General features: G+C 72.2%; 21 protein-coding genes and 1 pseudogene. 9 read left to right on the forward strand and 13 right to left on the reverse strand.

Translation table 11 applies throughout. The features are described from left to right. The 3 genes from rpsG (at window position 1) to tuf (ending at window position 3,982) form a co-directional block, all read left to right on the forward strand. A complete protein-coding gene (gene rpsG, locus ABT084_RS19865) occupies window positions 1–471 on the forward strand; it encodes a 30S ribosomal protein S7 (RefSeq protein WP_330332013.1) in 471 nt (156 codons plus the stop codon). A gap of 39 nt (window positions 472–510) precedes the next feature. Further along, on the forward strand, window positions 511–2,640 hold the full coding sequence (gene fusA / locus ABT084_RS19870; protein ID WP_351045396.1) for an elongation factor G: 2,130 nt from the start codon (window positions 511–513) through the stop codon (window positions 2,638–2,640). A gap of 148 nt (window positions 2,641–2,788) precedes the next feature. Then, window positions 2,789–3,982, forward strand: coding sequence for an elongation factor Tu (tuf, locus tag ABT084_RS19875; RefSeq protein ID WP_351045399.1), 1,194 nt, complete (start codon window positions 2,789–2,791; stop codon window positions 3,980–3,982). 160 nt (window positions 3,983–4,142) lie between these two features. Here tuf and ABT084_RS19880 read toward each other — a convergent pair whose 3' ends face one another. Beyond that, window positions 4,143–4,316, reverse strand: coding sequence for a hypothetical protein (locus tag ABT084_RS19880; protein ID WP_351045401.1), 174 nt, complete (start codon window positions 4,314–4,316; stop codon window positions 4,143–4,145). Window positions 4,317–4,505: 189 nt separating this feature from the next. Here ABT084_RS19880 and ABT084_RS19885 point away from each other — a divergent pair, with 189 nt between their 5' ends. Beyond that, window positions 4,506–5,576 (forward strand): LuxR C-terminal-related transcriptional regulator, encoded by a 1,071-nt coding sequence (locus ABT084_RS19885; RefSeq protein ID WP_351045403.1) that lies wholly within the window; start codon window positions 4,506–4,508, stop codon window positions 5,574–5,576. Between the two features lie 16 nt (window positions 5,577–5,592). Here ABT084_RS19885 and ABT084_RS19890 read toward each other — a convergent pair whose 3' ends face one another. From ABT084_RS19890 to ABT084_RS19940, 11 genes are all read right to left on the reverse strand, one after another. Continuing rightward, window positions 5,593–6,120: a hypothetical protein gene (locus ABT084_RS19890; RefSeq protein WP_351045405.1), complete on the reverse strand. Its 528-nt coding sequence runs from the start codon at window positions 6,118–6,120 to the stop codon at window positions 5,593–5,595. 8 nt (window positions 6,121–6,128) lie between these two features. Beyond that, window positions 6,129–6,383 carry a chorismate mutase family protein gene (locus tag ABT084_RS19895; protein ID WP_351045408.1) on the reverse strand — a complete coding sequence of 85 codons (255 nt, stop codon included), beginning with the start codon at window positions 6,381–6,383 and terminating at the stop codon, window positions 6,129–6,131. A 7-nt stretch (window positions 6,384–6,390) separates the two neighbouring features. Continuing rightward, window positions 6,391–7,719, reverse strand: a complete 1,329-nt coding sequence (locus ABT084_RS19900) for an MFS transporter (RefSeq protein ID WP_351045411.1) — start codon at window positions 7,717–7,719, stop codon at window positions 6,391–6,393. Window positions 7,720–7,860: 141 nt separating this feature from the next. Continuing rightward, on the reverse strand, window positions 7,861–8,685 hold the full coding sequence (locus ABT084_RS19905; RefSeq protein ID WP_351045413.1) for a cyclase family protein: 825 nt from the start codon (window positions 8,683–8,685) through the stop codon (window positions 7,861–7,863). Then, window positions 8,682–9,641: a branched-chain-amino-acid transaminase gene (ilvE, locus tag ABT084_RS19910; protein ID WP_351045415.1), complete on the reverse strand. Its 960-nt coding sequence runs from the start codon at window positions 9,639–9,641 to the stop codon at window positions 8,682–8,684. Before ilvE ends, ABT084_RS19905 begins: the two co-directional genes overlap by 4 nt. Before the next feature lie 45 nt (window positions 9,642–9,686). Beyond that, a complete protein-coding gene (locus ABT084_RS19915) occupies window positions 9,687–11,354 on the reverse strand; it encodes an FAD-dependent monooxygenase (protein ID WP_351045417.1) in 1,668 nt (555 codons plus the stop codon). Further along, a complete protein-coding gene (locus ABT084_RS19920) occupies window positions 11,351–12,637 on the reverse strand; it encodes a tryptophan 2,3-dioxygenase (RefSeq protein WP_351045420.1) in 1,287 nt (428 codons plus the stop codon). The genes ABT084_RS19915 and ABT084_RS19920 overlap by 4 nt, the downstream gene beginning before the upstream one ends. Next, window positions 12,634–13,875, reverse strand: coding sequence for an aminotransferase class V-fold PLP-dependent enzyme (locus ABT084_RS19925; RefSeq protein WP_351045423.1), 1,242 nt, complete (start codon window positions 13,873–13,875; stop codon window positions 12,634–12,636). The genes ABT084_RS19920 and ABT084_RS19925 overlap by 4 nt, the downstream gene beginning before the upstream one ends. Continuing rightward, a complete protein-coding gene (locus ABT084_RS19930) occupies window positions 13,872–14,702 on the reverse strand; it encodes a tryptophan 2,3-dioxygenase family protein (protein ID WP_351045424.1) in 831 nt (276 codons plus the stop codon). Before ABT084_RS19930 ends, ABT084_RS19925 begins: the two co-directional genes overlap by 4 nt. Before the next feature lie 10 nt (window positions 14,703–14,712). Then, the gene (locus ABT084_RS19935; protein WP_351045427.1) at window positions 14,713–15,993 is read right to left on the reverse strand and encodes an ATP-grasp domain-containing protein; all 1,281 of its coding nucleotides are present in this window, start codon (window positions 15,991–15,993) and stop codon (window positions 14,713–14,715) included. Next, window positions 15,990–17,399 carry a hypothetical protein gene (locus tag ABT084_RS19940; RefSeq protein WP_351045429.1) on the reverse strand — a complete coding sequence of 470 codons (1,410 nt, stop codon included), beginning with the start codon at window positions 17,397–17,399 and terminating at the stop codon, window positions 15,990–15,992. The genes ABT084_RS19935 and ABT084_RS19940 overlap by 4 nt, the downstream gene beginning before the upstream one ends. Window positions 17,400–17,952: 553 nt before the next feature. Between ABT084_RS19940 and ABT084_RS19945 the strand changes: the two genes are divergently transcribed. Genes ABT084_RS19945 through trpD form a run of 5 tightly spaced genes read left to right on the forward strand, consistent with a single transcriptional unit; the run spans window position 17,953 to window position 23,057 of the window. Next, window positions 17,953–18,525 (forward strand): NADPH-dependent FMN reductase, encoded by a 573-nt coding sequence (locus ABT084_RS19945; RefSeq protein ID WP_351045431.1) that lies wholly within the window; start codon window positions 17,953–17,955, stop codon window positions 18,523–18,525. An 11-nt stretch (window positions 18,526–18,536) separates the two neighbouring features. Continuing rightward, window positions 18,537–19,829: an ATP-grasp domain-containing protein gene (locus ABT084_RS19950; protein ID WP_351045434.1), complete on the forward strand. Its 1,293-nt coding sequence runs from the start codon at window positions 18,537–18,539 to the stop codon at window positions 19,827–19,829. Then, window positions 19,826–21,358, forward strand: a complete 1,533-nt coding sequence (locus ABT084_RS19955) for an anthranilate synthase component I family protein (protein ID WP_502968977.1) — start codon at window positions 19,826–19,828, stop codon at window positions 21,356–21,358. Before ABT084_RS19950 ends, ABT084_RS19955 begins: the two co-directional genes overlap by 4 nt. After that, window positions 21,355–22,032: an anthranilate synthase component II gene (locus tag ABT084_RS19960; RefSeq protein WP_351045436.1), complete on the forward strand. Its 678-nt coding sequence runs from the start codon at window positions 21,355–21,357 to the stop codon at window positions 22,030–22,032. The genes ABT084_RS19955 and ABT084_RS19960 overlap by 4 nt, the downstream gene beginning before the upstream one ends. Further along, window positions 22,029–23,057 carry an anthranilate phosphoribosyltransferase gene (gene trpD / locus ABT084_RS19965; RefSeq protein WP_351045438.1) on the forward strand — a complete coding sequence of 343 codons (1,029 nt, stop codon included), beginning with the start codon at window positions 22,029–22,031 and terminating at the stop codon, window positions 23,055–23,057. Before ABT084_RS19960 ends, trpD begins: the two co-directional genes overlap by 4 nt. Before the next feature lie 118 nt (window positions 23,058–23,175). Here trpD and ABT084_RS19970 read toward each other — a convergent pair. Then, window positions 23,176–23,271: pseudogene (locus ABT084_RS19970) on the reverse strand (MarR family transcriptional regulator); the annotation flags it as partial.

The raw sequence follows: 23,271 nt of genomic DNA on the forward strand, positions 1-23,271 counted from the left end.
ATGCCTCGTAAGGGCCCCGCCCCGAAGCGCCCGGTCATCATCGACCCGGTCTACGGTTCTCCCCTGGTGACGTCGCTCATCAACAAGATCCTCCTGAACGGCAAGCGCTCCACCGCCGAGCGCATCGTTTACGGCGCCATGGAAGGCCTCCGCGAGAAGACCGGCAACGACCCGGTCATCACGCTGAAGCGCGCGCTCGAGAACGTCAAGCCGTCCCTCGAGGTCAAGTCCCGCCGCGTCGGTGGCGCCACCTACCAGGTGCCGATCGAGGTCAAGCCGGGTCGTCAGTCGACCCTCGCGCTGCGCTGGCTCGTGGGTTACTCCCGCGCCCGCCGCGAGAAGACGATGACCGAGCGCCTCATGAACGAGCTGCTGGACGCGTCCAACGGTCTTGGCGCCGCTGTCAAGAAGCGCGAAGACACGCACAAGATGGCCGAGTCCAACAAGGCCTTCGCGCACTACCGCTGGTAGTCCCAACCCACATCGAGACCGAGAGAAGACTGAGCCGATATGGCTACCACTTCGCTTGACCTGGCCAAGGTGCGCAACATCGGCATCATGGCTCACATCGACGCGGGTAAGACGACCACCACCGAGCGCATCCTGTTCTACACCGGTGTGTCTTACAAGATCGGTGAAGTCCACGACGGCGCTGCCACGATGGACTGGATGGAGCAGGAGCAGGAGCGCGGCATCACGATCACGTCTGCCGCGACGACCTGCCACTGGCCGCTCGAAGACGTTGACCACACCATCAACATCATCGACACCCCGGGTCACGTCGACTTCACCGTCGAGGTGGAGCGTTCGCTCCGCGTCCTCGATGGTGCCGTCACCGTGTTCGACGGTGTCGCCGGTGTGGAGCCGCAGTCCGAGACGGTGTGGCGTCAGGCCGACCGTTACGGCGTGCCGCGCATCTGCTTCGTCAACAAGCTGGACCGCACCGGCGCCGAGTTCCACCGCTGTGTCGACATGATCAAGGACCGCCTCGGTGCGGTTCCGATCGTCATGCAGCTCCCCATCGGCGCCGAGATGGACTTCCAGGGCGTTGTCGACCTGGTCACCATGAAGGCGTTCGTCTGGTCCGCCGAGGCGACCAAGGGCGAGATGTACGACATCGTCGACATCCCGGACACCCACAAGGAAGCCGCTGAAGAGTGGCACGCCAAGCTGGTCGAGACGGTCGCCGAGAACGACGACCAGATCATGGAGCTGTTCCTCGAGGGCGTCGAGCCCTCGGTCGAGCAGCTGCACGCCGCTGTGCGTCGCATCATCATCGGTTCCAAGGGTGAGGGTGGCGCCACCATCACCGCGGTGTTCTGTGGCACGGCGTTCAAGAACAAGGGCGTTCAGCCCCTGCTCGACGCGGTCGTCCGCTACCTGCCGTCGCCCCTGGACGTCGAGGCCATCGAAGGCCACGACGTGCGGGACGCCGAGGTCGTCGTCAAGCGCAAGCCGTCCGACGAGGAGCCCCTCTCGGCGCTGGCGTTCAAGATCATGCGCGACCCGCACCTCGGCAAGCTCACCTTCGTCCGGGTTTACTCGGGCCGCCTGGAGGCCGGCACCTCGGTGCTGAACTCCGTCAAGGGCAAGAAGGAGCGCATCGGCAAGATCTACCGCATGCACGCGAACAAGCGTGAAGAGATCGCCGCGGTGGGCGCCGGTGACATCGTCGCCGTCATGGGTCTGAAGCAGACCACGACCGGTGAGACGCTGTGTGACGACAAGGCACCCGTGATCCTGGAGTCCATGGACTTCCCGGCTCCGGTCATCCAGGTCGCCATCGAGCCCAAGTCCAAGGGTGACCAGGAGAAGCTGGGTGTCGCCATCCAGTCTCTCGCGGAGGAGGACCCCTCCTTCCACGTTCACTCGGACGAGGAGACCGGCCAGACCATTCTCGGCGGTATGGGCGAGCTGCACCTCGAGGTGCTGGTCGACCGTATGAAGCGCGAGTTCAAGGTCGAGGCCAACGTCGGCAAGCCGCAGGTCGCTTACCGCGAGACGATCCGCAAGACCGTCGAGCGTCACGACTACACCCACAAGAAGCAGACCGGTGGTACCGGTCAGTTCGCCAAGGTGCAGATCGCGATCGAGCCGATCCTCGAGGCCGACGGTCCGGCGTACGAGTTCGTGAACAAGGTCACCGGTGGCCGCATCCCGAGGGAGTACATCCCCTCGGTCGACGCCGGTGCGCAGGAAGCCATGCAGTTCGGCATCCTCGCGGGCTACGAGATGACTGGCGTCCGCGTCATTCTTCTCGACGGTGGCTACCACGAGGTCGACTCCTCGGAGCTCGCCTTCAAGATCGCCGGTTCGCAGGCCTTCAAGGAGGCCGCGCGCAAGGCTTCCCCCGTACTGCTCGAGCCGATGATGTCCGTTGAGGTCACCACGCCCGAGGAGTCCATGGGCGACGTGATCGGTGACATCAACTCTCGCCGTGGCCAGATCCAGGCCATGGAAGAGCGTCACGGTGCTCGCCTCGTGAAGGGCCTCGTGCCCCTCTCGGAGATGTTCGGCTACGTCGGAGACCTCCGCAGCAAGACCTCGGGTCGCGCCAGCTACTCGATGCAGTTCGACTCCTACGCCGAGGTTCCCCGGAACGTCGCCGAGGAGATCATCGCGAAGGCCAAGGGCGAGTAACTCTTCCGAGTACACGCTTTAGGCTTGTCACCGGAGCCTCTGGGGCAACAGGAGCAACCCTCCCGTTGCCCCGGGGTACCGGCTTTCCAGCAAAGATCACCTGGCGCCAATCTGTAAGGCGTACAGAACCACTCTCCAGGAGGACCCCGTGGCGAAGGCGAAGTTCGAGCGGACTAAGCCGCACGTCAACATCGGCACCATCGGTCACATTGACCACGGTAAGACGACCCTCACGGCCGCCATTACCAAGGTGCTGCACGACAAGTACCCGGACCTGAACGCGGCTTCGGCCTTCGATCAGATCGACAAGGCTCCTGAAGAGCGTCAGCGCGGTATCACCATCTCCATCGCGCACGTCGAGTACCAGACTGAGGCGCGTCACTACGCCCACGTCGACTGCCCGGGTCACGCGGACTACATCAAGAACATGATCACCGGTGCCGCGCAGATGGACGGCGCGATCCTCGTGGTCGCCGCCACCGACGGCCCGATGCCGCAGACCAAGGAGCACGTGCTCCTGGCCCGCCAGGTCGGCGTTCCGTACATCGTCGTCGCCCTGAACAAGGCCGACATGGTGGACGACGAGGAGATCCTGGAGCTCGTCGAGCTCGAGGTCCGTGAGCTCCTCTCCGAGTACGAGTTCCCGGGCGACGACCTTCCGGTCGTCCAGGTCTCCGCGCTGAAGGCGCTCGAGGGCGACAAGGAGTGGGGCGACAAGCTCCTCGGCCTGATGGACGCCGTCGACGAGGCCATCCCGACCCCGCCGCGTGACACCGAGAAGCCGTTCCTCATGCCCGTCGAGGACGTCTTCACGATCACCGGTCGCGGTACGGTCGTCACCGGCCGTATCGAGCGTGGTGTCCTGAAGGTCAACGAGACCGTCGACATCATCGGTATCAAGGAGCAGAAGACCACCACCACGGTCACCGGTATCGAGATGTTCCGCAAGCTGCTCGACGAGGGCCAGGCGGGCGAGAACGTCGGTCTGCTCCTCCGCGGCATCAAGCGCGAGGACGTCGAGCGCGGCCAGGTCATCATCAAGCCCGGCTCGGTCACCCCGCACAAGGAGTTCGAGGCTCAGGCCTACATCCTGTCGAAGGACGAGGGTGGCCGTCACACCCCGTTCTTCAACAACTACCGCCCGCAGTTCTACTTCCGTACCACGGACGTGACGGGCGTTGTGACCCTCCCCGAGGGCACCGAGATGGTCATGCCCGGTGACAACACCGAGATGACCGTCGCGCTGATCCAGCCGGTCGCCATGGAAGAGGGCCTGAAGTTCGCCATCCGTGAGGGTGGCCGGACCGTCGGCGCCGGCCAGGTCACCAAGATCAACGCCTGATCTTGATCTGACCTGGTAGCTCTTCGGAGCGCCAACCACTGAGGGGCCCTTCCCCCGCCGCGAGAGCGGTGGGGGAAGGGCCCCTCGGCGTTTCACCGGACTCGGCGTTCCACCGGACCGCGGGGTCGGGGAGCGGGGTCCGGAAGGCAGGGGGCAGGGGCTAGGACCAGCCGTTGTCCTGCACCGTCGCCGACAGCGTGGGCGCCGACCAGCCGTTGTCCCCGGCCAGGGTCTGGCCCGAGCTGGACACCACAGGAGAGTGGCCGATAATGAGGGCCAACGCCGCGGCTACGCCGGCGATGAGCAGGGCGATTCGGGCAGAGATCGACTGCATTGTGTGGATCCTTTTCATGCTGATAGGTCAGAACAGCATCGGATTGAGTGACGACATGCGGCGCGGATCAGCCAGATTTTGCTTATCCGTGGTGTCCGGCTGCCTTGTCTTCGAGTAGCTTGCCGCCCGCAAGAGCCGCAGGGGACCCCCCTTGACCTGCGGTATTCACGTCTGTCGCAAACACGAAGGGTGGCGAAGTCGATGGAGTACGCCGAGGACGGAGCCACTGAGGCTCCGGAGGCGGAGCTGACCCCGGACGGGCTGCGGCTCTACGAGTTCGCGGCCGGTCTGCCCTCCTTCACGCCGGAGGAGGTGGCGGGCGTGCTCGGGCTCGGCGAGCTGGAGCTGTTCGCTGCCGTGGAGCAGCTGGAAGAGCTGCGGCTGCTGCGCCGGGACGCCGAGAACGTGAACCGGCTGGCGGTCGTCTCGCCGCAGTTCGCGGCCGGTCAGCTGCTGTGGCCGATGGAGCGCAGGATCCGCCGGCAGTCGGAGGCCGTGGAGCGGATCCGCACCTCGTTCGCGACGCTCGGGCCCTGCTACCAGAAGGGCCAGCAGCGCCAGCAGCGCAAGGCCGTGGAACTGCTGACCGATCTGGACGACGTACGACGTCTCATCGACGAGCTGACCGACAGCTGCCAGACCGAGGCCCTGCACGTGCAGCCGGGCGGCGCGCGTGATCCCGAGGCGCTGCAGAAGGCGCGCGGCAGCATGGGGCGGCTGCTCGAACGGGGAGTGAGCAGCCGGTCGATCTACCAGCACCCGGCCCGCTACAGCCAGCACACGGTGGAGTTCGCCGAGTGGATGATGGAGCGCGGTGCGGAGGTGCGGACCCTCGCGGACGGCCCGGACCGGATGCTGATCTACGACCGCCGGGTGGCGGTGGTCAGCGTGCAGGGCAATTCGGCGCACGCCCTGGCTGTGTACGAGCCCAATCTCGTGGCCTTCATGGTGACGTCGTTCGAGACGGCGTGGCGGGCGGCCGACCCGTTCCCGGTGGGCTTCGACCGCGAGTGGGCCAAGCAGGTCTCGGACGACCTGCGGCACTCGATCGTGCGGCTGCTGACCGAGGGCCTGGACGACAAGGCCATCTCGCGCAGGCTGGGGATGTCGGTGCGGACCGTGCAGCGGCACGTCGCGGAGATCATGCGCTCCTTCGACGCGAAGAGCCGCTTCCAGATCGGCTACCTGGTCGGCCTGGACGAGGCGGGCGTGGCGATCGACGGCGAGGGTGAGCGGGCCGGGGGCGCCGAGGGCGCCTAGGGCGCCGCCGCCCGGCTCACCACTGGGGCCGGGGCCTAGGCGGGCCGACGTCCCGGCGGCTGTGGCCCAGGGTCATGGCCCGGACGACGTCGGCGGTGTGCCGTCCGGCGAGCAGGGGCTCCAGCACGGCGCCGAGCGCGGCCGCGAGCCGCAGGTTCGCACCGGCCGGGTGCGCCGGCCCGCCCGCGGCGGGGGTTCCCGCGTCCCCGGGCGCCGGCCAGTCCAGCCCGGGCGGCGGGGCGCCGGGCAGGATCATCACGTACTCGTGTTCGCTCGCGTACGGCCCCCCGCGCGGCGAGCGGATCCACCAGGCGGGCCCGGCGCCCGCCAGCGACGGCACCGGCGGCGCGAGCAGCCGCGGGATCCGGCCGGTCAGCCGCCGTACGGCCGCCGACGCGGCCGCGGCCGGATCGTCCGCCCCGGACACGGGTGCGTGCGGCAGGGTGAGCGCGCCGCCGGGCAGGACTCCGTACAGCCAGGGCCCGGGCCCGCCGTCCGTGCCCTGGCCGGGGGTACGGGCGTAGACGTAGCACCGGACGGCCATCGGCCGCGTCACCGCCGGGGCAGCCGGTCCGGGAGGCCGAGCAGCAGCAGGGCCAGATTGACCCCGGGCCGGCCGAATTCCTCGTGGTAGCGGTCGATGACCACGTTCTCCTCGGCCAGCGAGGTCCGGGCGCCGCCGGAGGTGACGCGGGCGTGGGTCCGCTCGCGGGCGGCCTCGGCGCGGCGGCCGACGAGGTGGATGATCTGCTGGTCGAGGACGGCGATGTCATCGGGCTGCATGGGGTTCTCCGTTGCGGTGGTCACGGGGGGATCAGCCCGCCGGTACGAGTGCGGGGGCGCCGGAGTCGGCGGAAGCGGCGGGATCGGCGGGGGCGGTACGAGCCTTGCGGCGCAGCGTGGTCAGAGCGACGAACCCGCACAGGGCGGCCAGCGGCAGCCAGACCCAGGCGGGGTCGCCGAGGCCGATGAGCGCGATGCCCGCGGAGGGCCCGAAGAACATGCCGATGCCCATCATCGAATTGCACAGGGCGCTGGCCCGGGTCAGCTCGCGGTCGGGCACCTTGGAGATCAGCCAGGGGTGGAACGAGCAGGAGTACGCGCACTCGCCGAGCCCGAAGAAGGCGGCGTAGAGGATCAGGCCGGTGAGCTGGACGGGCCCGGGGCCGAAGGCGGTGGCGAAGGCGAGCAGGAACCCGGTCACCCAGAAGGCGACGGCGACGCGCAGTCCGCGTTCCTCGGAGTGCTTCTCCAGCAGCTTCCCCAGGGGGCGCTGGCAGGCGACGATCACCACGACGTTGACGGTGAGCATCACCGAGATCCAGCCGATGCCGGTGTCCATGAGCCGGTCCGCGACCAGCGGAGCGGTGGCTTCGAACTGGCTGAAACCGAAGAGGTACGCGCCGAACTGGAAGAGGGCGGCGGTCAGCGAGGCGCGGATCAGCATGCCGGTGCCGAAGGCGGGGGCGGGGACGGGGGCCGGGGCGGGGCCCGGGGTGTCCGAGGCGTCACCGGGCTCTGCGGGCTCTCCCGGCCCGCCGGCTTCCGCGATCCCGGGGACCTTGCGGGCCAGGGCCAGCACCAGGGCCACCGGCAGGTATCCGGCCGCGTTCACCAGCAGCAGCCAGGCGATGGCCTCCCGGGAGAAGACGGCGAGGAACAGCCCGGCCACGAGGGAGCCGCTTGCCAGTGTGGCGTTGAGGATCTGGTAGCGGCGGGCGAAGACCGCGCGCCGTTCCTCGGGCGGTACCAGGGAGTTGACGATCGGGATGATCGCGGCCATGAAGGCGCCCTGGCCCGCGCCGCCGAGCAGGGCCGCCGCGCCCGCCTCGGGCAGGGTCGTGGCCCCGGTCAGCACGCCGAAGCAGCCGACCCACAGGAGCAGGCCGAGGATGCCGAGGGCGTGCCGGGGGACGCGTACGACCGCGGCGGTGAGCAGCAGTGACACGGCGAGGTTGGCCAGACCGGACGCGCCGTAGTAGACGGCGACCCCGGCCGTTGCGATGTCCGGCTGGGCGGCCAGGTGGATTCCGATGAACGGGAAGACCATGCCGTAGCAGAACGACGACAGGCCGTGCAGGACCAGGATGCGGTTGACCGACCTGCGGCGGAGCGCGGCCAGGGCGTCGGGCGTCGGGCTCATGGGTGCCCTTCCTTCCGGAAGCGGAGGCGGAAGCGGGGATCGGGGATCGGGGAATCGGGAAGCCGGGGTCCGGGGTGCGGTGTCGCGTGAGGACCCGGAGATCAGGCCAGGTCAGGCCAGGTCAGGCCAGGTCAGGCCGGGTCAGGCGCCGGAGCCGGGCACGAGGGCGAGGATGCGGGCGGGGCTGCCCGAGCCGCCGACGATGGGCAGCGGCGCGGCGATCAGCACCGCGCCCTGGGCGGGCAGCCGGTGCAGGTTGCGCAGCTGGGTGATGCCGTACTTGTCGGCGCCGTGGAAGTACCAGTGGCAGGGGTAGGGCTGGTCCTCGAACTCGCCCGCGAGGCCCGCGTCGGTGCCGACCGTCTCCACGCCGATGCCGATGATCCGGGTCTCCTCGGCGAGCCAGCGGGCGCACTCCGGGGCGATGCCGGGGGTGTGCCGGCCGTTGAGGAAGGTGTCCTGGTCGCCCTGGCGGGCCTCCCAGCCGGTGCGGTAGAGCAGCCAGCCGCCCGTGGGGAGCGGTCCGTGCTCCTGCTGCCAGGCCTCCACATGGGCGCGGGTGAGCAGGAAGTCGGGGTCTGCGGCGGCCTCGGCCGAGAAGTCGAGGACCGCGGCGGGGCCGACCAGGCGCTGCGGCGGGACCTGGGAGACGTCGTCGAGGTTGCGGCCCGTGAGCCAGTGGACCGGCGCGTCGAAGTGGGTGCCGGTGTGCTCGGAGAGGCGGATGTTGTTCCAGTAGACGGTCGGTCCGGCCTCGTCGTAGTGGCTGATGACCTCGCGCGCGAACGGCCAGGGCTGGCCGCGCTCCGGCGGCAGCTGGATCAGCGGGGTCTCCTCGGACAGCGGCGAGGTGAGGTCGACGACCTCGACGGACCCGTCGAGCAGGCCGGTCAGCAGCGGTGCGAGGGCGGTGTCGGGGACGGCCGTGGCGGGGACGGCCGTGGCGGGGGCGGGCGCGGTGCTCATGCGGAGGTCTCCGTGGTGTGGACGATCGTGTTCCAGTGCCGGTAGTCGGGGTGCTGGTCGCGCACCACGGCGTCGTACAGCTCCTGGAGCTTGCGGGTGGTCACGCCGGGCCCGCCGTCGCCGACCGGGATCCGGTCGATGGTGGTGACCGGCGCGACCTCGGCGAGGGTGCCCGCGACGAAGATCTCGTCGGCGGTGTACAGCTCGGTGCGGTCGATCTCGCGGCGCTCCATCGGGATGCCCAGCTCGTTCGCGGCGAGCTCGCCGATGGTGGCGACGGTGATGCCCTCGAGTACGCCGCTGGTCCCGGGCGGGGTGACGAGCTTGCCGTCGCGCAGCATGACCACGCAGGAGCCGGGGGCCTCGGAGACGGTGCCGCGCTGGTTGAGCAGGAGCGTGGTGTCGTAGCCGTTGCGGACGGCCTCGTGGTGGGCGAGACGGCTGTTGTGGTAGTTCGCGCCGGCCTTGATGCGCGGCGGCATGCTGTCGTCGCTGATCCGGCGCCAGGAGGAGATGGTCGCGGAGAGCCCGCCGTCGAAGCCGCGGCCGCGCGGGGCGCGGGTGGTGGTGATGTGCGCGCCGGCGTCGTCGGTGTGGCTGAGCGGGTCGCCGTTCGGGCCCATGTTGAAGTACGAGACGACGCAGATGTGGGCGTCCTCCTCGAAGGCGTTGGCCTTCAGGACGTCGAGCACGCCCTGCTTCAGCTGCTCGTCGGTGAAGGGGATCTCCATGCGCAGCGACTTCATCGAGCGGCGCAGCCGGGCCAGGTGCTCGTCGATGCGGAAGACCGCGAGGCCCTGCTGGTCGGGGCGGCGGTAGGCGCGCAGGCCCTCGAAGACGTTGGCGCCCCAGAAGGCGCCCTGCGAGCGGGCGTGGACGGTGCAGTTCTCCCAGTCCACGACGGTGCCGTTGAGCCAGGCGTGGGTGGGGAGCTGGGGGAGCTGGGGGGCGGTCATGGCGAACTCCTGCGGGGAAGAAGGGGGGGTGGCCGGGCGGCCGGGTCAGACGCCGACGGGGATCCGGGCGTCCGCCGCGGTGGTGTCCTCGGCGGCGGCCGCCGTGGCCAGCGCGCAGCGGGCGAGCGTGTCGCCGTACTGCTCCGGGCGGGTGGCGTCGGCCAGCGCGCCGAGGTGGCCGTCGGGGCGGACGACCAGGCAGGTGCCCTCGGTGGCCCGGTAGGCGGCGCGCAGGACGCTGTCGCGGTCGCGCAGTACGGTCACGCCCGCGGGCATGTCGTCGGCGGGGCCGGCGGCCGGTACGGCCAGTTCGCCCTCGCGCAGGACCACGATCAGGTCGGCGGCCAGGCCGCGGGTGTCGGCGAGCGCGCGTTCGGCGAAGGCGCGGGCGGTCTCCCGGTCCCGGGCGAAGTACAGGCCGGTGAACCCGGCGCCGTACAGCTCGCGCATCCGGGCCGCGCCGGGGGCGGAGATCCGCGCGTCCGGGGCGAAGGCGCCCAGCAGCGGGTGGCGCAGGGCCGATTCGACGACCGGGGAGTCGACGTAGGTGTGCGGCTCGGCCATCTTGCCGCTGTTGACCTTGTCGCGGGCGCCCTGGAAGGGCTGGGACAGGGTGAGCAGCACCTTGCGGACCGTGCGGCGCAGCAGGTTCGGCGGCACCATGAACTTGATCGTGGCCTCGGTGACGGCCAGGTTCTCCTTCGCGGCGGCGTAGCGCTCGTCGTGGTACGTGTCGAGGAGGGCGTCCTCGGCCTTCCCCCGCATGACCAGGGCCAGCTTCCAGGCGAGGTTGTCGGCGTCCTGGATGCCGCTGTTCATGCCCCGGGAGCCGTACGGCGGCAGGGAGTGGGCGGAGTCGCCCGCGAAGAAGATCCGGCCGATCCGGAACTTATCCACCACGCGCTGGTGGAAGCGGTAGGTGGACAGCCAGTCGATCTCGTAGTCCACGTCGCCGATGACCGCGCGCACCCGCTGGTCGAAGCGGCCGTCGGCGCGCTCCGCCTCGATGTCGGTGTTCGGGGCGAGCTGCCAGTCGATGCGCCAGATGTCGTTCGGCTGCGGGTGCATGACCAGCTGGCGGCCCGGGTTGAACGGCGGGTCGTAGTGGAAGTGGCGCTCCTTGGCGAGCGGCAGCTTCACCTTCAGGTCCGTGATGAGGAAGCGGTCCTGGTGGCTGTAGCCGGTCCAGGCGACGCCGGTGAGCGCCCGCAGGGGGCTGCGTACGCCGTCGCAGGCGACGAGGTAGCGGCAGGTGTAGGTGCGCGGACCGTCCGGTGTGGCGGCGGTGACCGTGACCCCGTCGGCGTCCTGCACGGCGTCGGTGATCTCGTGCGCCCAGCGGACCTCGGCGAGCGGCTCGGACTCGATCTTCTCCAGCAGCAGCTGCTCGATGCGGAACTGCGAGATGTTGACGAACGGGCCGTAGCCGATCCGTCGGGTGTACTCGGCGGCGCGGATCTCCTTGCCGCGCACGTAGGTGCGGGCGGTGGTCCAGGTGACGCCCTCGGCGCCGATGGTCCCGGCGCAGCCGAACTTGTCGAGCACCTCCAGGACGTCGCCCTGGATCAGGCACGCCTTGGAGCCCTGCTTGCGCAGCTCGGGGTCGCGCTCGAAGAGGACGGACGGGATGCCGAAGGACGCCAGACGGGCGGCGAGGGCCATGCCGACGGGGCCGGCACCGACGATGCCCACGGGGATCAGGTCGTTGTTCATGCTGCTGCTTCGCCTTCGTTCGGGGTGCCGGTGGGGGCGGTGCGGGTGTCGGTGTCCGGCTCCTCGGTGACGCTGCGGAAGACCGGGATCTTGCGTACGGAGCTGAGGTACGGCGTGCCCTCGGTCGCGCCGGTCCCCGAGCGGGTGCCGAGCATCCGCACGGCGATCCGGTAGTGGGTCTGGCGCCAGCGGCGCAGCGCCCCGGAGAAGCCGAGCATCGAGGCGGTCAGCAGCTCGCGGTCGGCGGCCGTGAAGCGCGGGTCGCGCCGCGCGGTGGCGCAGGCCTCGTCGAGGGTCGGCTGGCCCGCCAGGATCCGCTCGCGCACCTCGGGGGTGGAGCGGTAGGCGGGGGAGTCGAGCCGGTCCTGGTCGGGGACCCGGCACAGCGACTCGACCAGCTTGTAGTTGCGGGACTGGATGGCGCTGGCGCCCTCGGTGAAGTCGCGGAACACCCGGAACGACTCGACCTGCATGGTCGCGAGCAGCGAGAACAGCGGGGCGGATTCGGCGAGCGCGCTCTCGGCGACCGCCAGCTCGGCCGCCGCCCGCTCCGTGCGGGCGCCGTCGAGGTGGCCGATGGCGGTACGGATGCTCAGCGCCAGCAGCGCGAACGTCGTCTCGAAGGTCTGGAGCACCCGGATGAACATGTGCTCGTCGTGCGATATGTAGACCGGCAGCATGCTCAGGCGCAGCACCTGGCGCTCGTGCCCGTCCAGCAGTTCGCCGTCGACCAGCTCCCACAGCTGGGCGGCCTGCCCGGCGGGGTCGTCGGCGGTGAGCCGGTCCCCGAAGCCGAGCCGCTCCAGCGCGGGCCGGGCCACCCGGACCGCGAGCCGGTGGCGCTTGTCCACGGCCCGCGCGTCGGGCCGCATCTCCGGCAGCCAGTCCGTGCGCCCCTCGGCGGCGGCCAGCTCGAACCGCAGCAGGTCGGCGAGGAGCTGCACGGTCAGCCGGTCCCGGGTCACCCGGGCCGCCGCGGTGGCCTCCGGGCCGTCGTCGGCGGTGGGCAGGCCCAGCACCCCGAGGGAGGTGTACGTCGGGTAGTCGTAGCGCCCGTCCCACTTGTCGAGCGCGGTGTCCAGGAACCGGTCCAGGAGCAGCCGCGCGGCCGCGTCGGCGCCGGTGGCCGGCTGCGGGGCGAGCCGTTCCCGGGCCAGGGCCAGCGACTTCAGGGTCGGGTCGCACACGAAGTGCTTGCCGACGAGGTGGAACTCCTGGAGCACGGCGGGGTAGGGGAACCGGCCGGGTACGGGATCGGTCAGCCAGTCGGTCAGCTCTTTCACGCTGGGGGTCTCACCTTCGGGAGCGGGACGGGGACGGGAAGGGCGGGCCCGGTCAGCGCGCGGAACGCGCGCACGGCCTGGCAGAGGGCCTCCACGTCGGCCGCGGAGTTGTAGTAGTGGAAGGACAGGCGCACCACGGGGCCGCGCGGACTGACCGCGATGCCGCGCGCGGCCAGCCAGCCGGCGAGGGCGCGCGGGTCGGTGTCGTACAGCCCGAGGTGGGCGCCCTGGAGTTCGGGTCTCTCGGCCCGGCGGACCCGTTCGCCCTGGGCGGTCAGGGTCCGTGCGGCGCGCTCGATGAGGGCCCCGACGTGGCGTCGTACGTCGTCCCAGTCGACCCCGTCGAAGAGGCCGAGGGCGGCGTTCGCGGCGTAGACGGCGGGCACGGCCGGGGTGCCGGTCTCGAAGCGGCGGGCGACCGCCGGGAAGTCGAGCCGCAGCGGGTCGAAGGCCATCGGCTCCACCCGCCCGAACCAGCCGGTGAGCTGCGGGTCCCGGTCGGTGGCCGGGCCGCCACGGGCGTAGAGGAAGGCCAGGCCGGGCAGTCCGGCGAGGTACTTCATCGTGCCCGCGACCAGGAAGTCGCAGCCGATCTCGGCGACGTCCACCGGCATCACGCCCACGGCCTGGTAGGCGTCGACGAAGGTCAGCGCGCCGGCGGCGCGGCCGGCCTCGACGATCTCCGCGACCGGGGGCCGTTCGGCGTACTGGTAGGTGGACATCGGGACCGAGACCAGCGCGGTGCCGGGCCCGAGGACGGCCGTGTAGTCGGCCGTCTCGATCCGCCCGCCGTCGCGGTCCCCGGTGAAGACGACCCGGGCGCCGCGCGGCTGCTGGGCGAGCCAGACGTGCGCGACGGAGGGGAACTCCTCGACCGTGGTGACGATCTCGGTCCGGGGCGCTTCCAGGGGCAGGGTGGAGACCGCCTGGTAGGCGCCGACGGAGGCGTTGGGCAGGATCGCGATCTGCTCGGGATCCGCGCCGATCAGCGACGCGAAGTTCTCCCGGGCCGCGTGGATCTCCTGCTCGAACCGGTCCCACGGGGCGCCGTGGGCGGCGATGGCCTCCTGCATCCGCTCCAGGGACGCGTCGACCGCGGTGGAGCGGGCGCCGAGGCTGCAGCTGGCCAGGTGGACCGTGCGCTCCAGCATCGGGAAGCCACGGCGGAAGGCGGCGGGGGTGATGGCGGGGGAGCTGCCGCCGGGACTGTCGGGACTGCCGGGACTGCCGGGGTTCATACCGGGCTCGTCCCGGCCCCGGCCCCGGCCCCGGTCCCGGCCTGCGGGTCGCCCCCGGCCGCGCCCATCGGGCAGACCGGCCGCGCGGGGCCTTCCAGGTACTCGGCGTACTCGGGCGCCGGTTCGTCCTCGCCCATCGGACCGCTCAGGGTCAGCTCGGTGCGCAGTTCCCACAGCTGGGGGAAGAACTTGTGCCCGATCAGCTTGGCCAGGAACTCCACCGGCGCGCCCTTGGTGCCGACCACGGAGTGGCCGATGACCCGGGTGGCCATCTTGTAGTGCTGGGTGCGCCACAGCGAGATCCGCTCGTCCCAGTCGATGAGCGCCTCGCAGAGCCGGTACTCCGGAGTGTCCTGGCCGCTGCGGTACACCTCGACGAGGTCGGTGCCGCGGGCCTCGGTCAGCCGCCGGAACGCCTTCTCCAGGTCCTGGCTGACCAGCCGGGCGGTCTTCCAGCCCGGGGATTCGAAGCCCGAGCCGTGCCCGAGGACCGTGCGGATGATCTGGAAGTCCCAGGGGGCCAGCTGCCGCATCATCTCCAGCTGGTCGGCGGTCATCCGCGCGCTCAGCGAGGCGCGGCCCAGCAGCCGGGCGGCGGTGTCGAGCCGCCCGGCGTCGATCTGCCGGGTGGCCTCCACGACCTCGTAGCAGGCGAGCTTGAGCCACAGCTCGGTCGACTGGTGGACGACCTGGAAGAGCATCTCGTCCCGGTGGATCATGTCCTCGGGGCGGCGCTGGAGCGACAGCAGCGTGTCGGTCCGCATGTAGCGCGTGTAGTCGTTGTCCCCTTCTCCGTCGAGTACGGGAACCGAATAGTCCTTGGCCACGATGCTCCTGTCAGGCGGTGGTGGTGGACAGGGCGAGCGGCTCGGCGCGTACCCGGAAGTCCTTGGCGGTGGCGGTGATGGCGGCCTCGGCGGCGGCGCCGGTCGCGGCGCGGAACCGGAAGCGGCCGCCGACGTGCTCGTAGTAGGCGTCCGCGTCGGGCAGCACCTCGCCGGGCCGGAGCACGACCTCGGCGTACGGCCCGTCGGCGCGGCCGGTCATGGAGGTCGACTCCGTGATGCGGCAGGGCCGTTCGGCCGGAGCGGGCACGAGCATCCAGCCGGCCACCTCGTCGGCGGCGTGCGGCGCGGCCGCGGTCGGCGGGACCGGCGGCAGCGGCTGGTCCAGCTGGAGCTGCCAGGCGGCGTGCATCAGGTCGTAGCCGTGCACCTCGCGCCAGAGGAAGGCGATCTCGGCCCCGCCGACGCGGGCGCCGCACTCCAGGAAGCGGCAGTGGGGGCGGCCGTCCTCGTCCCGGTCGATGAAGACCTCGAGGTGGAAGACGGTGGCCCGGCCGGGGGAGAGCGCGCCGAGGAAGGCGGTCGCGGCCTTCTCGACGGCCGCGTTGACCTCGGGGTCGTCGATCTCGACGGAGCCGAGGTGGTTCCCGTCGCGGAAGCCCAGGCAGGTGTTGAGGTACCGCGAGGCCCGCCAGGCGAGCAGCCGTTCGCCGTCGAAGACCCCGTCCACATGCGAGATCGGGGCGTCCACGAAGGCCTGCACCAGCATCGGCTCGCTGTCCAGGTCCAGCTCCGCGACCTGCCCGGGGCCGTCCACCCGGACCACGCCCGAACTGGAGCTGCCGGTGCGCGGCTTGACGATGACCGGCCAGCCCGTGTCCTCGCCGAAGGCGCGGACGGCGGCGGTGTCGGTCGCCGCGGCGAACAGGGGCACGTCCAGGCCCGCGTCGGCGACCGCGCGGCACATCACGTACTTGTCGCGGAAGACGATCTGCGAAGCCTGGCGCGGACCGGGTACGTCCCACTCCTCGCGCAGCGCCGCGCCGACGAGCAGGTCGTCCTCCTTGAGGGCGACGATCGCGGCGGGCGCGCCGTGCCGGGCGGCCAGGGAGCGCACCTCGGCGCGGACCCGCTCCAGGTCGTCGGTCGCGGGGACCAGGACGACCTCGTGGGCCTCGGGGGGCACGGAACCGGTGCCGACCTCGGTGCTCACGTAGCTGACGCGGTGGGTGGAGTGGTCGACGTAGCGGGTGAATTCCGCGTACCGCTCGCGCCATCGGTTGACGACGACGATGTGCGGGCGATCGGTGTCCGGGTTCGTCTCCGGGCTCATATCTGCTTCTCCTCGTCTTCCGTGCGGGTGGCTTCCGTGCGGGTGGCTCCCGGGTGGGTTTCTTCCGGGTGCGTGAATACGCAGGTGCCGCGGGTGCCGGGATTCGCGTAGGTGATGACGGAGCCGTCCTCCGGCGTGAGGGCGCGGACGAAAGCGCCGCCGAATCCCCGGGGGGTGACGAAGATTCCCCAGTTCGCGACCCATTCCCGGACGAGCCCGCTGTCCGGGTCGAGCGCGGGCTCCAGGGCCGGTACGACCAGTTCCTGCGCCACGTAGTCGCGCGCGGCGGTCGCCTCCAGGGCCGCGGCCCATTCCTCGTCGTCGACGTCCCGGCCGATCACGACGCCGTCGGCGCTGTATCCGATGCCGGGCTTGAGCACGAGCGAGGCGCGGTGCGTACGGGCGTACTCGAGGGCGTCTTCGCAGCCCTCGGCCCCCAGCACCCAGGTGCGCGGCAGCACCCGGTCGATCAGCTCCAGCTCGGCCCCGGTCAGCGCGGCGCGGACGGCCGGGCGGTGCAGCAGGCCGAGGGCGGCCTTGCTGGTGAACAGGGCCCCTTCGAGCGGGGTGAACAGGGCGGTGCGGCCCTCCGCGTGCGCGCGGTTGACCAGGGTCAGCGCGGCCCGGGCGGCCGGGTCGCCGGCGATCTGGCCCGCGGCGAAGAAGCGCAGGACCACGTCGAGCGGGCGGCCGTGCAGGGCCAGCCTGCCGTCGGGGCCCTCGGTGAGCTCCTGGATCTCCCCGAGCTGGAGGTCGATGCCGTGGCCGCGCAGGTCCTCCTGGATGGAGAGGAAGACCCCGTCGTGCTCGCCGAGCGCGCCGGGGGCCTCCAGCAGGGCCACGGAGGGGGCGCCTTCGGTGGGGGCGGCGCCGGTCCGGGCGGCCGCCGCGGCGTACAGCTCGGTGACGAGCTCCGCCATGGTGTCGGTGTGGCCCAGCCGGTTCTCCTCGGCGAAGGCGCGGAAGGCCGGGACGTCGAGGAAGGCACGGTTCAGCTGGGCGCTGTCGATGCCGCCCAGCTCGCTGCCGACGTTCAGTTCCAGCAGCCGGAAGCCGGTGCCGTCGTGGAAGGCGTCGGCGCGGGCGTAGAGCAGCGGGTCGCCGTTCGCGCCCTCGCGCATCACCTCCGACAGCTCGGGCGGCAGCCCGATGGCAGCGCAGTAGCGGTCGAGGTCACCGTCGTAGCAGCGCTGCGGCAGCGAGACCAGGACGCGGAAGAGGGCGGCGAGGTCGTCGGAAAAGGCGCCGATCTCCCGCTCGGAGACGAACAGGGGGCGGGTCAGCAGCACCTGCCCGTAGGTCTTGTCGTACGCGGCCGGGACGGCGGTGCGCGTGGTGAGCGTGCGCAGCTCGCTGTCCGGGCGCCGGGTCTCCTCGACGTAGCGGCCGGTGACTGAATTCTCCATGGGCGGTCTCCATTTCTGCCGGATCTGGGCATGCCGGATCACGGCACGAAGGGGAAGCCGCCGAATGCGCGGCGGCGCGGAATGCGGAATGCGGAATGTGTGGGGGGAGGGGCCGGCCCGGAATTCCGGAGGTGTGAAAGCACGGCGCATGAAGCCGGCGAGGAAATCCGGGGGGGGGGAAGCCGGTAAGGAAGCCGGTAAGGAAGCCGGTAAGGAAGCCGCCCCGTGGGGAAGCGGCGCGGCAAGTGGCAAGTGGCAAGCGGCAAGCGGTAAACGGTTCGATCCGCGGTGACGTGCCTCCACCATGGCAGCGGCGCCACCGGCCGGGGCCGGGTCCCGGGCTGCGCGTTTACGGCTGTCGTGAATGCGCCAGGGGGCTCCGGGCCGCCGGAACCGGACAGAAGGGGGCGAAGGGCCGGTCCCGGCGGCCCGGGGCGGTCGGATCCGGTTGCGCGGGGCCCGGACGGCTGCTTACCTACAGATCACTGCAGGGGCCCCACGCCCCTCCGGACGATCCGCGGTGACACCGGACCGTCCACCAGGGAGAACCCACATGCCCCGCCTGCAGATCGTCATCGCGAGCACCCGTCCCGGCCGCGTCGGCCCCGCCGTCGCCGCCTGGGCCGCCGCCGAAGCGGACCGCCACGCCGGCTTCGAGATCGAGACCGTCGACCTCGCCGAGGCCGCCCTGCCCTTCTTCGACGAGCCCGGGCACCCGTCCGAGGGCGCGTACGTCCACCAGCACACCAAGGACTGGAGCGCCACGGTCTCCCGCGGCGACGCCTACCTCTTCGTGATGCCGATGTACAACGGCGCCTTCACCGCGCCGCTGAAGAACGCCATCGACTTCCTGTACCAGGAGTGGCAGGACAAGCCCGTCGCCCTCCTCAGCTACACCGCGGGCCCCTCGGGCGGCGTTCCGGCCGTCGAGATGCTGCGCCCGATCCTCACCCGGATCGGCTTCCGCGCCGCCGGGCGCAGCCTGTCCGTGCCCGGCGTCGGCGAGCTGACCGACCCGGCCGACCCGGCCGTCTTCCACGCCCCGGCGGACCTCACGGGCGAGCTGAAGGCCGTGCTCGACGAGCTGACCGAGCTGCTCGACGCGCCCGCCCCGGCCCAGGTCTGAGGGGCGCGGCCATGACCTCGCACGCACCTTCCCCGCCCGGCTCCGGGCCCGTACCGGCGCCCGGCGCGCCGCGGCTGATCGTCGTCGGCAGCGGCGGGCGCCCGTACCGCGCGTACTCCTTCGCGTCGCTGCACGCCCGCTACACCCTCTCCGCGGTGCTCTCCGCCGAGCCGGACTGGCAGCGCGAATACCTCGACTCGTACGCCGTCACCGACCTGTCCGACCCGGTCGCGATCGCCGATGCCGTACTCGCCCTCGCGGGCCCGGACATCGCCTCCGCGGCCGTGCTGACCTGGGACGAGACGGCGGTCGAGGCCACCGCCGCGGCCGCCGCCAAGCTCGGTCTGCCGCACCTGTCCGCCGAGGCCGCGAGCCGGTGCCGCGACAAGTACGCGACCCGCACGCTGCTCGCCGAGGCGGGGCTCGCCGCGGTGCGTCACCGCCTCGTCACCAGCGCGGACGAAGCGGCCCTCGCCGCCGCCGAGTTCGGCTATCCGGTGGTCCTCAAGCCGCGCGCCCTCGCCGGCAGCATCGGCGTCACCCGCGCCGACGACGAGAGGCAGGTGCGGGCGGCCTTCGCCCTCGCCGACGGCGCCGCCTTCGCCACGCTGCCCACCGGGCACGGCATCCTCGTCGAGGAGTACCTCGACGGCCCGGAGATCAGCATCGACAGCGCCGTCCACGGGGGCGACGTCCACATCGTCCACATCGCCCGCAAGCGGCTGGGCTTCGCGCCGTACTTCGAGGAGGTCGGCCACCTGGTCGCCACCGCGGACGGCGAGCCCTGGGCCGACGAGGTACGCGCGCTGGTCACCGGCGTCCACCGGGTGCTCGGCGTCACCACCGGCGTCACGCACGCCGAGGTCCGCCTCACCTCGCGCGGCCCGCGGCTGATCGAGCTGAACGCCCGCCTCGGCGGCGACCTGATCCCCTTCATCAGCGCCCTGGCCAGCGGAATCGACCTGGTCGTGGCCGCCGCCGAGCTGGCGTTCGGCAGGCTGCCCGAGCTGACCCCGACCCGCGGGAACACCGCCGAGGTCCGCTTCGTGTACGCGGCCGGCGACGGCCTGGCCCGCCCGCTCGACCTCACCGCCGCCGCGGCCGTGCCCGGCATCGCGCACACCGCCGTGCTCGCCGGTCCCGGGGACACGCTGCTGCTGCCGCCCCGCCAGGCCATTCCGCGGCTCGCCGCGCTGGTCGCGGTCGGCCCGGACGAGGCCGCCTGCGCGCGGATCCTCGACCTGGCCGAGGCCGCCGTGGACCGTACCGTGGACCCGCTCCCGGGGACGGAGGCGGCCGCGTGACCGCCCCCGTCGAGGAGGCCGCGGGCCCGCGGGCCGACGCGCGGGCCGCCGAGCTGCGGGCGGGCGTGGTGCCCGACCCGGGCGCCGCGGCGGCCCTGGCTGCGCGGCACGCGTACGTACCGCTGTACATCGAGCTGCTCTGCGACGCCCTCACGCCGGTGACGGCCTTCGCGCGCCTCTGCGGCCCCGACGAGCCGGGCCTGCTGCTGGAGAGCGTCGTCGGGACCGACACCACCGTCGCCGTCGCCCGGTACTCCTACATCGCCCACCGCACCCGCCCCCTCCCGCTCGGCGACGGCGACCCGCTCCTCGCGCTCCAGCCGCTGGCCGACCGCGATGTGGCCCGGCTGCCCGGACTCCCGCCCTTCCACGGCGGCGCCGTCGGCTACCTCGGCTACGAGAGCGCCCGCCACTTCGAGCGGCTGCCCGCCGCGCCCGGACCCGGCCCGGACATGCCCGAGTCGGTGTTCCTCCAGGCCGATGACCTGGTCGTCTTCGACCACGCCACCCGCCGGGTGCTGATCACCACCCTCCACGACACGGCCGCCGAGACGTACGAGGACGCCGTCGCCCGGCTCACCGCGGCCCACGACCGGCTGTACGCCGACGAGCCGCACGCCGGCCCGTCGTCCCCCGGGCGCGGCGCGGCCCGCCCGCTCGCCCCCACGCGGACGGCCGCCCAGCAGGACCGTTCCGCCTGGCGCGCCCACACGACCGAGGAACGTTTCCTCGACATGGTCGACACCGCCCGCGAGTACATCCGGGCCGGTGACATCTTCCAGGTCGTGCTCTCCCAGCGGTTCAGCAAGCCGCTGGCCGCCGAACCGCTCGAGGTCTACCGCCACCTGCGCGCCGTCAACCCGTCGCCGTACATGTTCCACCTCTCCCTCGGCGGTGGCCGGCACGTCATCGGTGCCTCGCCCGAACTCCTCGTCAAGGTCGAGGACGGCCGCGCACAGACCCGCCCGCTCGCCGGAACCCGCTGGCGCGGCACCGACGCCGCCGCCGACGCGGCCCTCGAAGCGGAGCTGCTGGCCGACGAGAAGGAGTGCGCCGAGCACGTCATGCTCGTCGACCTCGGCCGCAACGACATCGGCCGGATCGCCGCCCCGGGCACCGTCCGGGTGGACCGGCTCATGGAGGTCGAGCGCTACTCGCACGTCATGCACCTGTCGTCCACGGTCAGCGGCGACCTCGCCGAAGGCCGTACGCCGCTCGACGCGCTGCGCTCCACCTTCCCCGCGGGCACCGTCTCCGGAGCCCCCAAGATCCGCGCCATGGAGATCATCGCCGAGCTGGAGGAGGAGCGGCGCGGCGTCTACGGCGGCGCCCTCGGCTTCATCGGCACGGGCGGCGACCTGGACACGGCCATCGCGCTGCGCACCCTGGTCATCGCCGACGGGCGGGCCTGGGTCCAGGCCGGGGCCGGGGTGGTCGCCGACTCCGACCCGGCCGCCGAATACCGCGAGACCCTCAACAAGGCACAGGCACTGTTCGCCGCCGTGGAACGGGCGGAGGCCTCCGCATGACCAGCACGCCCGTACGGGCCCCCGGCCCCGGCCCCGCCCCCGCCTCCGCCCGCCGCGCCCCGCGCATCGCGGTCATCGACAACTACGACTCCTTCACCTACAACCTCGTGCAGTACCTGGCCGAGGCGGGCGCCGAGCCGCTCGTCCACCGCAACGACGGCGTCACCCTCGCCGAACTGGCCGCCCACGACGCCGTCCTGATCTCGCCCGGACCCGGCACCCCCGGCCAGGCGGGCATCAGCCGCGCCGCCGTCCGCGCGCTCAGCGGCCGGCTTCCGCTGCTCGGCGTCTGCCTGGGCCACCAGTCGATCGCCGAGGCCTTCGGCGCCGACGTGGTCCGGGTGGGGCCCGTACACGGCAAGACCGACCGGGTGCGGCACGACGGCACCGGGGTCCTGGCCGGGCTCCCGGACCCCTTCACCGCGACCCGCTACCACTCGCTGGCCGTGGACCCCGCGACCCTGCCCGCCGAGCTGATCGCCCACGCGTGGGCCCAGGACGGCACGGTCATGGGTCTGCGCCACCGCGAGCACCCGACGTACGGCGTGCAGTTCCACCCGGAGTCGGTGCTCACCGAGCAGGGCCACCGGATCATCGCCAACTTCGTCGACTCGATCCGGGTCACGGCCGGGGCTCTCGCCACGGCCCCGCTGCTCCAGGGGGCCGCCCGGTGAAGGACGCCCTGCGCACCCTGGCGGCGGGCCGCCGCCTCACCCGCGACCAGGCGGGCCGGGCCATGGCCGCCGTACTGGCCGGGGAAGCCACCCCCGGCCAGATCGCCGGATTCGCCATGGCCCTCTCCGCCCGCGGCGCCGACATCGAGGAGATCGTCGGCCTCGTCGCCACGGCCCGCTCCTTCGGCGCCCGGCTCACCGGCGACGGCCGGGTCCTGGACACCTGCGGCACCGGCGGCGACGGCCACGACACCTTCAACATCTCCACCACCGCCGCGATCGTCGCCGCGGCCTGCGGGGTCCCGGTCGCCAAACACGGCAACCGCAGCGCCTCCTCGGCCTGCGGCAGCGCCGACGTCCTGGAAGCCCTGGGCGTACGGATCGACGCGGGCCCGGCGGAGGCGGCCGCCTGCCTGGCCGAGGTGGGCATCACCTTCCTCTTCGCGCCGGTCTTCCAGCCCGCCTTCCGGCACGCCGCCGGACCCCGCCGCGAGCTGGGCGTACGGACCGTCTTCAACGTGCTCGGCCCGCTCTGCAACCCGGCGGGCGCCCGCTACCAGACCCTCGGCGTCTCCGACCCGGCCCTGCTGGAGGTCATGACCGAGGTCCTGCACCGGCTCGGCACCGAGCGCGCCCTGGTGTTCTGCGCCGAGGACGGCCTGGACGAGCTGAGCACCTGCTCCCCGTCGCGGGTCGTCGAGCTCGCCGACGGCCGCACCACCTCCTACCGGCTCGACCCCGCAGAGCTGGGCCTCGCCCCCGCCACCCTGGCGGACCTGCGGGGCGGCGACGCCGCGGCGAACGCCCGGACCGTACGCCGGATCCTCGCCGGCGAACCCGGCCCGCGCCGGGAGATCGTGCTGCTCAACACGGCCGCCGCGCTGCGGGCCGCCGGGCTGTGCGAGGACTGGCGCACGGGCATCGCCCGGGCCGCCGAAGCCATCGACAGCGGCAGCGCCGCCGCTGTGCTCGACGCCTGGACGGCCGCGGGAGCGGCGCTCCGCCCGGTCCCGGCCGCCGCATGACACGACGAGGAGCCGTACGTTGACCCGCACCACCCCGGCCCCGGCCCCCGCGCCGACGGCCTCGCCGACGGCCGCACAGGCGGCGCCACCGGCGCCCGCGCCGGCACCGGCATCCGCGTCCGCGCCGGTCGTTGGGGTCGGGCAGGCGCTCGACCAGGCCCTTCTTCGCGAGCCGGTCGATGCGGTTGGTCATGGTGCCCGAGGTGACCAGGGT

The sequence above is a fragment of the Streptomyces sp. NPDC002138 genome, from assembly GCF_040296485.1.
GTDB lineage: Bacteria > Actinomycetota > Actinomycetes > Streptomycetales > Streptomycetaceae > Streptomyces.

Bases quoted from the DNA above. Each gene is read 5' to 3' on its own strand.
- rpsG (WP_330332013.1), top strand. From the start codon at position 1: ATGCCTCGTAAGGGCCCCGCCCCGAAGCGCCCGGTCATCATCGACCCG.
- fusA (WP_351045396.1), top strand. From the start codon at position 511: ATGGCTACCACTTCGCTTGACCTGGCCAAGGTGCGCAACATCGGCATC.
- ABT084_RS19880 (WP_351045401.1), bottom strand. From the start codon at position 4,316: ATGCAGTCGATCTCTGCCCGAATCGCCCTGCTCATCGCCGGCGTAGCC.
- ABT084_RS19890 (WP_351045405.1), bottom strand. From the start codon at position 6,120: ATGGCCGTCCGGTGCTACGTCTACGCCCGTACCCCCGGCCAGGGCACG.
- ABT084_RS19900 (WP_351045411.1), bottom strand. From the start codon at position 7,719: ATGAGCCCGACGCCCGACGCCCTGGCCGCGCTCCGCCGCAGGTCGGTC.
- ABT084_RS19905 (WP_351045413.1), bottom strand. From the start codon at position 8,685: ATGAGCACCGCGCCCGCCCCCGCCACGGCCGTCCCCGCCACGGCCGTC.
- ilvE (WP_351045415.1), bottom strand. From the start codon at position 9,641: ATGACCGCCCCCCAGCTCCCCCAGCTCCCCACCCACGCCTGGCTCAAC.
- ABT084_RS19915 (WP_351045417.1), bottom strand. From the start codon at position 11,354: ATGAACAACGACCTGATCCCCGTGGGCATCGTCGGTGCCGGCCCCGTC.
- ABT084_RS19925 (WP_351045423.1), bottom strand. From the start codon at position 13,875: ATGAACCCCGGCAGTCCCGGCAGTCCCGACAGTCCCGGCGGCAGCTCC.
- ABT084_RS19935 (WP_351045427.1), bottom strand. From the start codon at position 15,993: ATGAGCCCGGAGACGAACCCGGACACCGATCGCCCGCACATCGTCGTC.
- ABT084_RS19940 (WP_351045429.1), bottom strand. From the start codon at position 17,399: ATGGAGAATTCAGTCACCGGCCGCTACGTCGAGGAGACCCGGCGCCCG.
- ABT084_RS19945 (WP_351045431.1), top strand. From the start codon at position 17,953: ATGCCCCGCCTGCAGATCGTCATCGCGAGCACCCGTCCCGGCCGCGTC.
- ABT084_RS19950 (WP_351045434.1), top strand. From the start codon at position 18,537: ATGACCTCGCACGCACCTTCCCCGCCCGGCTCCGGGCCCGTACCGGCG.
- ABT084_RS19960 (WP_351045436.1), top strand. From the start codon at position 21,355: ATGACCAGCACGCCCGTACGGGCCCCCGGCCCCGGCCCCGCCCCCGCC.